We start from the raw sequence: 14,958 nt of genomic DNA on the forward strand, positions 1-14,958 counted from the left end.
CACCAGTAGCAATGGATGAAGGATTAAGATTTGCTATAAGAGAAGGCGGAAGAACAGTTGGTTCAGGTGTTGTTACTAAAATAGTTGAGTAATTATTATTTTATTAAAAAGGACTGGGTTTCTAGACCTAGTCCTTTTTAAGGGAAAATAAATTGCTAAAAATTTTGCTGTATTTAATCTAAAATATTAAAATTGTTGACATAATTGTTAACTTATGATAGATTATTAAGGTAAAACACAGCGTTGGAGTAATATTAGTAACATTTATATAAATGTAATGAGAGCGAGGTGCAGATTATGAGAGTAAAAATTACCTTAGCATGTACAGAGTGTAAACAAAGAAATTACAATTCAACTAAAAATAAAAAGAATGATCCAGACAGATTAGAAATGAAAAAATATTGTAAATTCTGCCACAAGCATACATCTCATAAAGAAACAAAATAACACAGAATATTTTAAGGATGTGGATGAAATGGCTGTTAATGAAAAGGTTAGAGGCAATAAAGAATCAAAAATAAAATTATTTATAAAGCCTTTTAAAAGTATTAAAGCAGAAACCAAAAGAATAACTTGGGCACCTAAAAAAGAAGTAAAAAAGGCACTAGCAGCTGTGGTTACTTTCTGTGTTATCTTTACAGTTATAGTTGTAATATTGGATTATGGTTTCAATAACCTCTTCAATTTGATTTTTAAATAAACAAAAAGGAGGTAGGGGTGGAAGAGTCCGTCCCTTTGATTATGGCAGAGAGAGCTAGATGGTATGTGGTTCACACATATTCTGGGTATGAGAATAAAGTGAAAGCAAATTTAGAAAAAACAATAGAAAATAGAAACTTTCATCATTTAATTCAAGACATTCAAGTTCCAATGGAAGAACAAGTGGAAATAAAAGATGGTAAGAAAAAAACTACTTTAAAAAAAGTATTTCCAGGATATGTTCTTGTAAAAATGATAATGAACGATGATTCTTGGTATATAGTTAGAAATACAAGAGGAGTTACAGGTTTCGTAGGTCCAGGGTCAAAACCTGTACCACTTACCGATGAAGAGGTTCAAAATATGGGTATTACTGAAAAGCCTGTTCAAATTGACCTTGAGGTAGGAGAAACAGTTAAAGTTGTATCTGGTCCATTAGAAAATTTTGTTGCTTTAATTCAGGAAATAAATACTGAAAAGCACAAAATTAAAGCTCTTGTAAATATGTTTGGGCGTGAAACCCCAGTAGAGCTTGAATTTAACCAGGTAGCTAAATTAGATTAAAACTTATAAGATTTAGGATAGCTAAATCTTAATAAGTGGGAGGACTATAAGTCCGATTACCACATTATAGGAGGTGTAAACTCATGGCTAAAAAAGTAACAGGAATGATTAAACTTCAACTTCCTGCAGGAAAAGCAACTCCAGCACCACCAGTTGGTCCAGCACTTGGTCAGCATGGTGTAAATATTATGGGATTTTGTAAAGAATTTAACGCTAAGACTGCAAATCAAGCAGGGCTTATAATCCCAGTAGTTATTACAGTATATCAGGACAGAAGCTTTAGCTTTATACTAAAGACTCCTCCAGCAGCTGTATTATTAAAGAAAGCAGCTGGAATTGAAAGTGGTTCTGGTGTACCAAACAAAAATAAAGTTGCTAAAATTTCAAAAGCCAAGCTTAGAGAAATTGCAGAAACTAAGATGCCTGATTTAAATGCTGCATCAATAGAAGCTGCAATGAGCATGATAGCTGGAACAGCTAGAAGCATGGGTATAACAATTGAAGAATAATATAAAAACTAGAGTTTAATATCTACCAACTTAAACGTAGTATAATGTACGTTATCGGTGGGAGGTAAAAAACCGTTAATACCACAAAGGAGGTTTAGCAAAATGGGAAAGAATTATATAGAAAGTGCTAAGCTTGTTGATAAAAGTGTTCTATATTCTGCACAAGAAGCTGTAGAGCTTGCTGTAAAAACATCAAAAGCTAAATTTGATGAAACTATAGAACTTGCTGTTAGACTTGGAGTTGACCCAAGACATGCAGATCAACAAGTTAGAGGAGCTGTTGTACTTCCTCATGGAACTGGTAAAACAGTTAAAGTTTTAGTATTTGCTAAGGGAGATAAGGCTAAAGAAGCTGAAGCAGCAGGTGCTGATTTTGTAGGAGCTGAAGAGCTTGTAGAAAAAATTCAAAAAGAAAACTGGTTTGACTATGATGTTGTTGTAGCTACTCCTGATATGATGGGTGTAGTAGGAAGATTAGGAAGATTACTTGGTCCTAAAGGCTTAATGCCAAATCCAAAATCTGGAACAGTTACTTTTGATGTTTCTAAAGCTATTGCAGAAATTAAAGCTGGTAAAGTTGAATATAGAGTAGATAAAACAGCTATAATTCATGTTCCAATTGGGAAAAGATCATTTGGAGCTGAAAAACTTCTTGAAAACTTTAAGACAATAATGGAAGCTATAATTAAAGCTAAGCCTGCAGCAGCTAAAGGACAATATATTAAGTCAGTATCTATATCAAGCACTATGGGACCTGGAATAAAAATTAATCCAGTTAAGGCTTTAGATTAATATTGACTTAAGATACAAATTTTGATATACTTTCAAAAGTTGTAATATTAAAATTTAAATAGAATAGTATTCCGTAGACAGTAGGTGCATTTGCATAAAGGGTTTCCAACCTACCGAGGGTTCCAATATAGATATAAACAATTGGTCTCTCCGCGTCTACGGAGGGACTTTTAATTTTACTAAGCAGTTCTAAAACTGTGAGGAGGTGGACGCAGTGAGTAAAAATCTAGAATTAAAAAAGGCAAAAGTTGTTGAAATAAAAGAAAAAATGCAAAAAGCTCAAGGTATTGTATTTGCAAAATATCAAGGCTTAACTGTTGAGGAAGATACAGAGCTTAGAAGAAAATTAAGAGAAGCAGGAGTAGAATATAAAGTATATAAAAATACTTTAACTACATTAGCTGCTAAAGAACTTGGGTTCAATGGAATAATAAATTATTTAGAAGGACCTGTTTCAGTAGCTTTTGGTTATGATGATGCTACTGCACCAGCTAGAATTCTTAATGATTTTGCAAAAGATCATAAAAAACTTGAATTAAAAGCTGGTATAGTTGAAGGAACAATATATGATACTGAAGGAGTTAAAAAACTTGCTTCAATACCATCAAGAGAAGTTCTTATTGCAAAATTACTTGGAAGCTTCAAAGCTCCATTATCAAATCTTGTTTACTTATTAAATGCAATTAGTGAAAAGAAAGAATCAGCTGAATAAGCTTAATTAAAAATTTTGGAGGTGCTGTTTAAATGACAAGAGAAGAAATTATTCAAGCTATAAAAGAAATGACTGTATTAGAATTAAATGAACTAGTAAAAGCATGTGAAGAAGAATTTGGAGTTAGTGCTGCTGCTCCTGTAGCAGTTGCTGGTGGAGCTGCTGCTGCTCCAGCTGCTGAAGAAAAAACTGAATTTGATGTAATATTAGCTAATGCTGGTGGAGAAAAAATTAAAGTTATAAAAGTTGTTAGAGAATTAACTGGTCTTGGATTAAAAGAAGCTAAAGAACTAGTTGATGGAGCTCCTAAGACATTAAAAGAAGGCGTAAGCAAAGAAGATGCTGAAGCTATGAAAGCTAAACTTTCTGAAGTTGGAGCTACTGTAGAAATAAAGTAATAAAATAATATAAAAAAAGAAGCGCTTCTACAAAAGCGCTTCTTTTTTTAATGTAACTATTGACACATAAGTTTTATTATGGTAACATAATTAATTGCATTGATTGATGAATATTTCATATTTATATTAAAATTTTATGAATTATTTTTTAAAAATATGAATTATTTTGACAATTTAGGTTATACTGATACGATGAATGATACGGTTTTTTCCAAATGCACTAGTTCCTAGGAGATATTATGTGCTTTTGGTTATTTTTACTTTAAGTAAGGGGTGATAATCCATGGTACATCCTGTAAAAGTTGGGAAAAGAACAAGAATGAGTTTTTCCAAACTTAAAGAAGTAGCAGATATGCCAAATTTAATTGAAGTTCAGCTAGATTCCTACCAATGGTTTTTAGATGAAGGGTTACAAGAAGTTTTTGATGATATTAATCCTATTACAGATTATACTGGTAACCTTATTCTTGAATTTGTTGGCTACAAACTTGATTTAGATAATATCAAGTATTCTGTAGAAGAATGTAAAGAAAGAGATGCTACTTATGCAGCACCGTTAAAGGTAAAGGTTAGACTTATTAACAAAGAAACTGGAGAAGTTAAAGAACAAGAAGTTTTTATGGGAGACTTCCCTCTTATGACTGAACAGGGTACTTTTATAATTAATGGAGCAGAAAGAGTAATAGTAAGCCAGCTGGTGAGATCACCAGGTGTCTATTATAGCTATTCAGTAGATAAAACAGGTAAAAAACTTTTTTCATCTACTGTAATACCTAATAGAGGAGCGTGGCTTGAATACGAAACTGATTCAAATGACGTAATTCATGTAAGGATAGATAAAACAAGAAAACTTCCAATAACTGTTTTAGCTAGAGCTATGGGTTGTGGCAGTGATAATGAACTTACTTCATTTTTTGGTGAAGAAGAACGTCTTAAAGCTACAATAGAAAAAGATAGTACTAAGACTAAAGAAGAAGCACTACTTGAAATTTATAAAAGGTTAAGACCAGGTGAACCTCCAACTGTAGAAAGTGCAACATCTCTTATAGATTCATTATTTTTTGATGCAAAAAGATATGATTTATCTAGAGTTGGAAGATATAAATTTAATAAGAAATTAGCACTTCATCTTAGAATTACTAATCAAATTGCTGCTAAAGATATTATAAGCCCTATTACTGGAGAAATATTAGTTCAAAAAGGCGAAAAAATTGATAGAGAAAAAGCTTTAGAAATTCAAGATTCAGGCATTAATTCTGTAGATATAGCAGTTGAAGATAGAATAGTTAGGGTAATAGGCAATAATTTTGTAAAATTAAATAAAGTAGTTGATTTTAATGTTGATGATCTTAACATAAGGGAACTTGTACATTATCCAACATTAAAAGAAATCCTTGATAATTATAGTGATGAAAATACTATAAAAGAAGAAATAAAGAAAAACATACATAGATTAATACCAAAGCATATTATAAAAGATGATATATTAGCTACTATAAGCTATGAATTAGGATTAGCGTATGGAATAGGTCATGTTGATGATATAGATCATTTAGGGAATAGAAGATTAAGATCTGTTGGAGAATTGCTGCAAAATCAATTTAGAATTGGTCTTTCAAGGATGGAAAGAGTAGTTAGAGAAAGAATGACAATTCAAGATCAAGAAGTTATAACACCACAAGCACTTATAAATATAAGACCTGTTGCAGCAGCTATAAAGGAATTTTTTGGAAGTTCACAGCTTTCACAGTTTATGGATCAGACTAATCCTCTTTCAGAACTTACTCATAAAAGAAGACTTTCGGCATTAGGACCTGGAGGTTTATCAAGAGAAAGAGCAGGTTTTGAAGTAAGAGACGTTCACCATTCACATTATGGTAGAATGTGTCCAATAGAAACTCCTGAAGGACCAAACATTGGTCTTATAAATTCATTAGCAACTTATGCTAAAGTTAATGAATATGGATTTATTGAAACACCTTATAGAATTGTAGATAAAAAGACAGGTATAGTAACTAATGAGATAGTTTATCTTACTGCTAATGAAGAAGATGAATATTTAATTGCTCAGTCAAATGAGCCTTTAGATGAAGAAGGAAGATTTTTAGATAAAAAGGTAACAGTAAGAGCACAAGAAGAGATTATAGTTGTTCCAAGAGAAGATGTTGATCTTATGGATGTATCTCCAAGACAATTAGTATCTGTTGCTACAGCTATGATACCATTTCTTGAAAATGATGATGCCAGCCGTGCTCTTATGGGATCGAACATGCAGCGTCAAGCAGTACCTCTTCTTAAACCAAGTGCACCTATTGTTGGTACGGGAATAGAATATAAAGCAGCTGTAGATTCTGGAGTTCTTCCTAAAGCTAAAAATGCAGGAATAGTTACTTATGTAAGTGCTAATGAAATAAGGGTTAAAAGAGACTCAGATGGAGGGACAGATACCTATAGGCTTTTAAAATTTAAAAGATCAAACCAAGGTACCTGTATAAATCAAAGACCTATTGTAAGCAAAGGTGAAAGAGTTGAAGTTGGTACAGTATTAGCAGATGGTCCATCAACAGATATGGGAGAAATAGCATTAGGTAGAAATATTCTTATTGGATTTATTACTTGGGAAGGATATAACTACGAAGATGCTATGCTTATATCCGAAAAATTAGTTGCTGATGATGTATTTACATCAATTCATATTGAAGAGTATGAAGCAGAAGCAAGAGATACTAAATTAGGACCAGAGGAAATAACAAGAGACATTCCTAATGTAGGTGAAGATGCTCTTAAAGACATTGATGAAAGAGGTATAATAAGAATAGGAGCTGAAGTAAGGTCTGGAGATATTCTTGTAGGTAAAGTTACTCCTAAGGGAGAAACTGAGCTTACTGCAGAAGAAAGACTTCTTCGTGCTATATTTGGTGAAAAAGCTAGAGAAGTTAGAGATACTTCTTTAAGAGTTCCACACGGTGAAGCTGGTATAATTGTTGATGTTAAAGTGTTTACAAGGGAAAACGGAGATGAACTTCCTCCAGGAGTAAACAAATTAGTTAGATGTTATATAGCTCAAAAGAGAAAAATATCTGTTGGAGATAAAATGGCTGGAAGGCATGGTAATAAAGGTGTTATTTCAAGAGTACTTCCAGAAGAAGATATGCCATTTTTACCAGATGGAAGACCACTGGAAATATGTTTAAATCCACTTGGAGTTCCTTCTCGTATGAATATAGGGCAGGTGCTTGAAGTACATCTTGGATGGGCTGCAGCTAAATTAGGATGGCATATAGCTACTCCAGTATTTGATGGAGCTACAGAAGAAGATATAATCGAATGTCTACAAAAGGCTGGATATGAAACAGATGGAAAAACTGTTCTTTATGATGGAAGAACAGGAGAACCTTTTGATAATAGGGTAACAGTAGGATATATGTATATATTAAAATTAGCCCACTTAGTTGATGATAAAATACATGCACGTTCCACTGGGCCATACTCATTAGTTACTCAGCAGCCTTTAGGAGGTAAAGCTCAATTTGGTGGCCAAAGATTTGGTGAAATGGAAGTTTGGGCACTTGAGGCTTATGGTGCAGCTTATACTCTACAAGAAATATTAACTGTTAAATCAGATGATGTTGTAGGTAGGGTTAAAACTTACGAATCAATTGTAAAAGGTGAAAATATACCAGAGCCAGGAGTTCCAGAATCATTTAAGGTTCTTATAAAAGAGCTTCAAGCATTATGTTTAGACGTAAAAGTTCTTAATGATAATAAGCAAGAAGTTAAACTTAAAGAATCTGTAGATGAAGAAATTGAAGAATTGGACGTTAATATAGAAGGAACAGAAGATTTTGTTCCACCTGCTCCAAGTGAAGAATATGTTGAAACATTAGATGAAGATACTGAGGAAGATCAAGATTTAGAATTAGATTATGATGAACTTCCAATAGACAGTTTTGAAGATGATTTAGAGCTAGATGATTTTAATGATGAACACTAATTATGAAGGGAGGATGTACCCTTGTTTGAATTAGATAATTTTGATGCTATACAAATAGGATTAGCTTCACCTGAACAAATAAGAGAATGGTCAAGAGGTGAAGTAAAAAAACCAGAAACTATTAATTACAGGACATTGAAGCCTGAAAGAGATGGATTATTTTGTGAAAGAATTTTTGGACCACAAAAGGATTGGGAATGTCATTGCGGTAAATATAAAAGAGTTAGATATAAGGGTATAGTTTGTGACAGATGTGGAGTTGAAGTCACTAAAGCTAAAGTAAGACGTGAAAGAATGGGGCATATTGAACTTGCTGCCCCAGTATCTCATATATGGTATTTCAAAGGGATACCATCACGTATGGGATTAATTTTAGATATGTCTCCAAGAGCTTTAGAGAAAATACTTTATTTTGCATCATATGTTGTTATAGATCCTAAAGAAACACCACTTTTAAAGAAACAGCTCTTAACTGAAAAAGAATATAGAGAAGCTATAGATAAATATGGCGAAGATAGTTTTACTGCAGGAATGGGAGCTGAATCAATTAAACTTCTTTTGCAGGAAATAGATTTAGAGCTAATGTCACAAGAATTAAAAAAAGAATTAAAGGATGCAAATGGTCAAAAGAAAATAAGAATTATAAGAAGATTAGAAGTAGTTGAATCTTTTAGAAAATCAGGTAATAGACCAGAATGGATGATATTAGATGTTGTACCAGTTATTCCTCCTGATTTAAGACCAATGGTTCAGCTAGATGGAGGAAGATTTGCTACCTCTGATTTAAATGATTTATACAGAAGAGTTATAAACAGAAACAATAGATTAAAAAAGCTCCTTGATTTAGGAGCACCGGATATTATAGTTAGAAATGAAAAAAGAATGCTTCAAGAAGCAGTAGATGCTTTAATTGATAATGGAAGAAGAGGAAGACCTGTTACAGGTCCTGGTAACAGACCATTAAAATCTCTTTCTGATATGCTAAAAGGAAAACAAGGAAGATTTAGACAAAATCTTCTTGGTAAGCGTGTTGACTATTCAGGACGTTCTGTTATAGTTGTAGGTCCAGAATTAAAAATGTATCAATGTGGACTTCCAAAAGAAATGGCACTTGAACTATTTAAACCATTTGTAATGAAAAAACTTGTTGAAAGTGGTGTTGCACACAATATTAAGAGTGCAAAGAGAATGGTTGAAAGAGTTCAAAATGAAGTTTGGGATGTACTTGAAGAGGTAATTGAACAGCATCCAGTTCTTCTTAATCGTGCTCCTACATTGCATAGGCTTGGAATACAGGCTTTCCAGCCGGTTTTAGTAGAAGGAAGGGCTATAAAACTTCATCCTCTTGTTTGTACTGCATATAATGCCGATTTTGATGGTGACCAGATGGCAGTACACGTTCCACTATCTGTAGAAGCACAGGCTGAAGCAAGATTTTTAATGCTTGCTGCTAATAATATATTAAAACCATCTGATGGAAAACCAGTAAGTGTACCTACACAGGATATGGTTCTTGGTTCCTATTATTTAACAATAGATAAAGATGGAGCTAAGGGTGAAGGAAGAGCATTTTCTTCTGTTGACGAAGCAATAATGGCTTATCAGCTTGGAGAAATAGAACTTCAAGCAAAGATTAAAGTTAAAATGACAAAAGAAATAAATGGAATTTTAAAAAGTGGAATAATTGAAACTACAGTTGGAAAAATTATATTCAACGAATCTATACCTCAAGATTTAGGTTTTGTAGATAGAAGTATTCCAGGAAATGAATTTAAATTAGAAGTTGATTTTCTTGTTGACAAAAAGAATTTGGGAAAGATAATAGATAAATGTTATATAAAATATGGTCCTACTGTTACATCAATAATGCTTGATAATATAAAAGCTAAGGGATATCATTATTCATGTATAGGAGCAATAACTGTTTCTACTTCAGATATGATAGTTCCTAAAGCAAAGAAAACATTGCTTGAACAGGCAGATGCAGCCGTAGATAAAATCGAAAAAATGTACAGAAGAGGATTTATATCAGAAGAAGAAAGATATGAAAGAGTAATAGAAACATGGAGTAAAACAACAGAAGATGTTGCTGATGCTTTAATGGATAGCTTGGATAAATTTAATCCTATATTTATGATGGCAGATTCAGGAGCCAGAGGTTCTAAAAGCCAGATTAAACAATTAGCTGGTATGAGAGGACTTATGGCTAATCCATCAGGTAAGATAATAGAACTTCCAATAAGAGCATCTTTTAGAGAAGGACTTGATGTGCTTCAATACTTCATATCAACTCACGGTGCTAGAAAAGGTAATGCAGATACAGCATTAAAAACGGCAGACTCTGGATATCTTACAAGAAGACTTGTTGATGTAAGCCAAGATGTTATAGTTAGGTACGAAGATTGCGGCAGTACTCAAGGATTTGAAGTATCAGAAATTAAAGAAGGTAATGAAGTAATAGAATCTTTAAAAGAAAGACTTGCTGGAAGGTATAGTGCAGAAGATATTATTAATCCTGAAACTGGAGAAGTATTAGTTCCAAAAGATGAATATATTGATGTATTTACGGCAGAGAAAATCGAAAAACTTGGAATTAAGAAAGTTAAAATCAGATCTGTATTTACCTGCAAAGCTAAATTTGGAGTATGTGCAAAATGTTACGGAATGAATATGGCAACAGGCGAGAAAATAAATAATGGAGAAGCTGTAGGAATAATTGCAGCACAATCCATAGGTGAACCTGGAACTCAGCTTACAATGAGAACTTTCCATACTGGTGGAGTTGCTGGAGCAGACATAACTCAAGGTCTTCCAAGAGTTGAAGAATTGTTTGAAGCAAGAAAACCAAAAGGACTTGCAATAGTAAGTGAAACTGCAGGAACTGTAAGAGTTGAAGAAACTAAAAAGAAGAGAATAGTTTATGTAACTTCCGAAAGTGGAGAAGAAATAAGTTACGATATACCATTTGGTTCAAGGCTTAAAGTAAGTAATGGTGATGTAATTGCTGCTGGAGATGAAATAACTGAAGGTTCAGTAAATCCACATGATATTCTTAGAATTAAGGGAGTTGAAGGAGTTAAAAACTATCTTCTATCAGAAGTTCAAAAAGTTTACAGGCTTCAGGGTGTTGATATAAATGATAAGCATCTTGAAGTTGTAATAAGACAAATGACTAGAAAAGTAAAAATAGAAGATTCTGGAGATACAGATTTGCTTCCAGGTACTTTAATTGACATATTTGATTTCGAAGAAGAAAATAAAAAGGTAGAAGCTATGGGTGGAAAACCAGCTGAAGGAAGTGTAGCACTTCTTGGTATAACAAAGGCAGCTCTTGCCACAGATTCATTCTTATCAGCAGCATCTTTCCAAGAAACTACTAGAGTTTTAACTGATGCAGCTATAAAAGGTAAGGTAGACCCTCTTGTAGGATTAAAGGAAAATGTACTTATAGGAAAACTTATACCTGCTGGTACAGGAATGACAAGATACAGATCTATAAAAATAAATACAGAACGTAGTACAGAAAACAACGATGAAAACAGTATTGAAAATGGAATAGAAAAAGAAACAGCATTAGATGTTTAAAAATTTAAGTTTATTGACATAATTCGCATAAAATGATAAAATACAATTTGTGTGATTTTATAGGGATATAAAATTATTTTATATCCCTATGGAAGTATTTTAGGGGGTTACACTATGGTAGAAAGGCTAAATGGTAAAAAGGTCGTTGGAATAAAACAAAGTATTAAAGCTATAAAAAACAATAAAGTAAAAGCATTATATGTAGCAATGGATGCTGAAGCAAGACTTATTGAACCAGTAGTAAAACTAGCCGAAGAAAATTCCATAGAAATCCATCATGTTAATACTATGAAAACCTTAGGTAAATTATGTGGGATTGACGTAGGTGCTTCCGCTGCGGTAATACTTGAGGATTAATGTGTTAATTATCAAATTTTATATAGCTTAAATTTTAAAAGGAGGTGTAAGTATGCCAACAATTAGCCAGTTAGTTAGAAAAGGAAGAAAAACTGTTGAAGAAAAATCTACAGCACCAGCATTACAAGGAAGTCCACAAAAAAGAGGAGTTTGTACAGTAGTTAAAACAACAACTCCAAAGAAGCCTAACTCAGCTCTTAGAAAAATTGCTAAAGTTAGACTTACTAATGGATATGAAGTTATAGCTTATATCCCAGGTATAGGACATAACCTACAAGAGCACAGTGTTGTTCTTATAAGAGGTGGTAGAGTAAAAGACCTTCCTGGTGTTAGATACCATATCATAAGAGGAGCATTAGACTCAGCTGGAGTAGCTAACAGATTACAAGGAAGATCTAAGTATGGTGCAAAGAAACCTAAGAAAAAATAGTTTTAAAACTAACTAGTGCTAGGTCTTCAGCATTTATATATAGATAATAAATTTTTATTGATATAGATATGCATTTGAAGTACAGAGCACTTGCCGGTAAAAATTACCGAGTACCTATGATCTTAAATTTTAAATGTTAAGGAGGGAAGTAAAGTGCCAAGAAAAGGACATATAGCGAAAAGAGATGTATTACCAGATCCAGTATATAACAGTAAGGTTGTTACTAAATTAATAAATAATATAATGGAAGATGGTAAAAAAGGAGTAGCTCAAAAGATAGCTTATGATGCATTTGAAATAATAGCTGAAAAAACAGGTAAAGATCCATTAGAAGTTTTTGAAACAGCTATGAATAATGTAATGCCATTACTTGAAGTTAAAGCAAGAAGAATTGGTGGAGCTACTTATCAAGTACCAATGGAAGTTAGACCAGAAAGAAGGCAGACTTTAGGTATCAGATGGATTCTCGATGCAGCTCGTAAAAGAGGAGAAAAATATATGAGACTTAAACTTGCAGGAGAATTAATGGATGCCGCTAATAATACAGGAGCTGCCGTTAAGAAAAGAGAAGATACACATAAAATGGCTGAAGCGAATAAAGCTTTTGCACATTACAGATACTAATATAGAAACTGTTTTGGCATTGCCAAAACAGTTTCTATAAAATTTTATTGTGGAATAAAATGTAAACATCGAGAGGAGGAAAAAGTGTGGCTAGACAATTTCCATTAGAAAAATTCCGTAATATCGGTATAATGGCGCACATAGATGCTGGTAAAACAACAACAACAGAACGTATATTGTTTTATACAGGAAAGACACACAAAATTGGTGAAGTTCATGAAGGTCAGGCAACAATGGACTGGATGGTTCAAGAGCAGGAAAGAGGTATAACAATTACTTCAGCTGCGACAACTGCTCAATGGAAAGGTTATGCAATAAACATCATTGACACACCAGGACACGTAGACTTTACCGTTGAAGTAGAAAGGTCTTTAAGAGTACTTGATGGTGCTGTTACAGTTTTAGATGCAAAAAGTGGTGTTGAACCACAAACTGAAACTGTATGGAGACAGGCGGATAAATATAGTGTACCAAGAATGGTATATGTAAATAAGATGGATGCAGTAGGAGCTGATTTCTTCCATTGCGTTCAAACATTAAGAGATAGATTAAAGGCTAATGCTGTTCCAATACAAATACCAATAGGCCAGGAAAGTGATTTTGTTGGTATGGTTGATTTAATAAGAATGGTTGCTATAATACACAAAAATGATATTGGAACAGAAATAGAAGAAACAGAAATTCCTGAAAATTTAAAGGCTCAAGCAGAAGAATACAGAGCAGCAATGATAGAAGCTGTTGCTGATACTGATGAAGAGTTAATGATGAAATATCTTGAAGGAGAAGAAATAACTGAAGAAGAAATTCATAGAGCAATAAGAAAAGCAGTTATAGCTAATGAATTAGTTCCAGTTATATGTGGTTCTTCATATAAGAACAAAGGTGTTCAGGAAATGCTTGATGCAGTTGTTGCATATATGCCATCACCATTAGACATTCCTCCTGTTAAAGGTACAAATCCAGATACAGGAGAAGAAGATGAAAGACCTGCAGATGATAATGCTCCAATGGCAGCACTAGCATTTAAAATAGCAACTGACCCATTTATTGGAAAACTTGCATTCACAAGAGTTTATTCCGGTGTTATGTCAAGTGGAACTTATGTTCTTAACTCTACAAAAGGTAAGAAAGAAAGACTAGGAAGACTTGTTAAAATGCATGCTAACCATAGAGAAGAGGTTGAAGAACTTAGAGCAGGGGATTTGGGAGCTATAGTTGGATTAAAAGATACTACAACAGGTGATACACTCTGTGCAGAAAATGCTCCAATTATACTTGAAAGCATGGAATTCCCAGAACCTGTTATAAGAGTTGCTATTGAACCAAAGACAAAAGCTAGTCAGGAGAAAATGGCTATAGCTTTAGCAAAACTTGCTGAAGAAGATCCAACATTTAAAACTTATACAGATCAAGAAACTGGTCAGACAATTATAGCAGGTATGGGTGAACTTCATCTTGAAATAATTGTTGATAGACTTCAAAGAGAATTTAAAGTTGAATGTAATGTTGGAGCTCCACAAGTTGCATACAAAGAAACTATTAGAAAAGCTGTTAAAGCTGAAGGTAAATTTGTTAGACAGTCTGGTGGACGTGGTCAATATGGTCACTGTTGGATAGAACTTATACCAACAGAAGGAGAATATGAATTTGAAAATGCTATTGTTGGAGGAGTAATTCCAAAAGAATATATTCCTGCTATAGATAATGGAATAAGAGAAGCTGCTCAAAATGGTATACTTGCTGGATATGAAGTTATGAACTTTAAAGTTAGACTTTATGACGGTTCATACCATGATGTAGACTCATCAGAAATGGCATTTAAGATTGCTGGTTCTATGGCATTTAAAAATGCTATGGCTAAAGCAGACCCAGTGTTACTTGAACCAATGATGAAGGTTGAAGTAACTGTACCAGAAGAGTACATGGGAGATGTTATGGGAGACATAAATTCCAGAAGAGGAAGAATTGAAGGCATGGAAGCAAGATCAGGTGCTCAAGTTATAAGAGCTTTTGTTCCTCTTGCAGAAATGTTTGGATATGCAACTACTCTTAGATCAAGAACACAAGGAAGAGGAGTATATTCTATGGAATTTGATCATTATGAAGAAGTTCCAAAGAGTATACAAGAACAAATTATTGGAAATAAATAATTATATATAATATAATTAAATAATAAATATATAAAAATAATTTTATTGGTTGAAATAAAGGAGGAAATAAAAATGTCAAAGGCAAAATTTGAAAGAAGCAAGCCACATGTAAATATTGGAACAATAGGACACGTAGACCATGGT

Annotated in this window: 14 protein-coding genes and 1 other annotated feature; all 14 genes read left to right on the forward strand. The window is 33.2% G+C overall.

Going from position 1 to position 14,958, the window contains the following annotated elements; translation table 11 throughout:
* Positions 1 to 92, forward strand: a 92-nt coding sequence (locus B5D11_RS12200) for an EF-Tu C-terminal domain-related protein (RefSeq protein ID WP_143327709.1), incomplete at its 5' end; no start/stop codon positions are given.
* 205 nt (positions 93 to 297) lie between these two features.
* Positions 298 to 447, forward strand: a complete 150-nt coding sequence (rpmG, locus tag B5D11_RS12205; protein WP_078683289.1) for a 50S ribosomal protein L33 — start codon at positions 298 to 300, stop codon at positions 445 to 447.
* A 28-nt stretch (positions 448 to 475) separates the two neighbouring features.
* Positions 476 to 700: a preprotein translocase subunit SecE gene (secE, locus tag B5D11_RS12210; RefSeq protein WP_078683290.1), complete on the forward strand. Its 225-nt coding sequence runs from the start codon at positions 476 to 478 to the stop codon at positions 698 to 700.
* A gap of 41 nt (positions 701 to 741) precedes the next feature.
* The gene (nusG, locus tag B5D11_RS12215) at positions 742 to 1,263 is read left to right on the forward strand and encodes a transcription termination/antitermination protein NusG (RefSeq protein ID WP_078683291.1); all 522 of its coding nucleotides are present in this window, start codon (positions 742 to 744) and stop codon (positions 1,261 to 1,263) included.
* Between the two features lie 83 nt (positions 1,264 to 1,346).
* Positions 1,347 to 1,772 (forward strand): 50S ribosomal protein L11, encoded by a 426-nt coding sequence (gene rplK / locus B5D11_RS12220; RefSeq protein ID WP_078683292.1) that lies wholly within the window; start codon positions 1,347 to 1,349, stop codon positions 1,770 to 1,772.
* A 102-nt stretch (positions 1,773 to 1,874) separates the two neighbouring features.
* A complete protein-coding gene (gene rplA / locus B5D11_RS12225) occupies positions 1,875 to 2,564 on the forward strand; it encodes a 50S ribosomal protein L1 (RefSeq protein WP_078683293.1) in 690 nt (229 codons plus the stop codon).
* Positions 2,565 to 2,617: 53 nt separating this feature from the next.
* Positions 2,618 to 2,747 (forward strand) — a sequence feature (ribosomal protein L10 leader region).
* A 31-nt stretch (positions 2,748 to 2,778) separates the two neighbouring features.
* Complete coding sequence (gene rplJ / locus B5D11_RS12230; RefSeq protein WP_078683294.1) at positions 2,779 to 3,276, forward strand: 50S ribosomal protein L10; 498 nt, start codon at positions 2,779 to 2,781, stop codon at positions 3,274 to 3,276.
* A 32-nt stretch (positions 3,277 to 3,308) separates the two neighbouring features.
* Positions 3,309 to 3,674, forward strand: coding sequence for a 50S ribosomal protein L7/L12 (gene rplL, locus B5D11_RS12235; protein WP_078683295.1), 366 nt, complete (start codon positions 3,309 to 3,311; stop codon positions 3,672 to 3,674).
* Positions 3,675 to 3,957: 283 nt separating this feature from the next.
* Positions 3,958 to 7,668, forward strand: coding sequence for a DNA-directed RNA polymerase subunit beta (gene rpoB, locus B5D11_RS12240; protein WP_078683296.1), 3,711 nt, complete (start codon positions 3,958 to 3,960; stop codon positions 7,666 to 7,668).
* A 21-nt stretch (positions 7,669 to 7,689) separates the two neighbouring features.
* Positions 7,690 to 11,253: a DNA-directed RNA polymerase subunit beta' gene (gene rpoC / locus B5D11_RS12245; protein WP_078683297.1), complete on the forward strand. Its 3,564-nt coding sequence runs from the start codon at positions 7,690 to 7,692 to the stop codon at positions 11,251 to 11,253.
* A 114-nt stretch (positions 11,254 to 11,367) separates the two neighbouring features.
* On the forward strand, positions 11,368 to 11,610 hold the full coding sequence (locus B5D11_RS12250) for a ribosomal L7Ae/L30e/S12e/Gadd45 family protein (RefSeq protein WP_078683298.1): 243 nt from the start codon (positions 11,368 to 11,370) through the stop codon (positions 11,608 to 11,610).
* Between the two features lie 52 nt (positions 11,611 to 11,662).
* Positions 11,663 to 12,040 (forward strand): 30S ribosomal protein S12, encoded by a 378-nt coding sequence (gene rpsL / locus B5D11_RS12255; protein ID WP_078683299.1) that lies wholly within the window; start codon positions 11,663 to 11,665, stop codon positions 12,038 to 12,040.
* A gap of 153 nt (positions 12,041 to 12,193) precedes the next feature.
* Complete coding sequence (rpsG, locus tag B5D11_RS12260; RefSeq protein WP_078683300.1) at positions 12,194 to 12,664, forward strand: 30S ribosomal protein S7; 471 nt, start codon at positions 12,194 to 12,196, stop codon at positions 12,662 to 12,664.
* Between the two features lie 86 nt (positions 12,665 to 12,750).
* Entirely contained in the window at positions 12,751 to 14,814 is a 2,064-nt protein-coding gene (fusA, locus tag B5D11_RS12265; RefSeq protein ID WP_078683301.1) for an elongation factor G, read from the forward strand.
* Positions 14,815 to 14,958: the final 144 nt, after the last annotated feature.

Source organism: Clostridium sp. USBA 49, from assembly GCF_900167505.1.
Classification (GTDB): Bacteria; Bacillota; Clostridia; order Clostridiales; family Clostridiaceae; genus Clostridium_AT; species Clostridium_AT prolinivorans.

Excerpts from the sequence above, each read along its gene's own strand:
- secE (WP_078683290.1), top strand. The coding sequence starts at position 476 with ATGGCTGTTAATGAAAAGGTTAGAGGCAATAAAGAATCAAAAATAAAA.
- rpmG (WP_078683289.1), top strand. The coding sequence starts at position 298 with ATGAGAGTAAAAATTACCTTAGCATGTACAGAGTGTAAACAAAGAAAT.
- rpoB (WP_078683296.1), top strand. The coding sequence starts at position 3,958 with ATGGTACATCCTGTAAAAGTTGGGAAAAGAACAAGAATGAGTTTTTCC.
- nusG (WP_078683291.1), top strand. The coding sequence starts at position 742 with ATGGCAGAGAGAGCTAGATGGTATGTGGTTCACACATATTCTGGGTAT.
- rplL (WP_078683295.1), top strand. The coding sequence starts at position 3,309 with ATGACAAGAGAAGAAATTATTCAAGCTATAAAAGAAATGACTGTATTA.
- rplK (WP_078683292.1), top strand. The coding sequence starts at position 1,347 with ATGGCTAAAAAAGTAACAGGAATGATTAAACTTCAACTTCCTGCAGGA.
- rpsL (WP_078683299.1), top strand. The coding sequence starts at position 11,663 with ATGCCAACAATTAGCCAGTTAGTTAGAAAAGGAAGAAAAACTGTTGAA.
- rplA (WP_078683293.1), top strand. The coding sequence starts at position 1,875 with ATGGGAAAGAATTATATAGAAAGTGCTAAGCTTGTTGATAAAAGTGTT.
- B5D11_RS12250 (WP_078683298.1), top strand. The coding sequence starts at position 11,368 with ATGGTAGAAAGGCTAAATGGTAAAAAGGTCGTTGGAATAAAACAAAGT.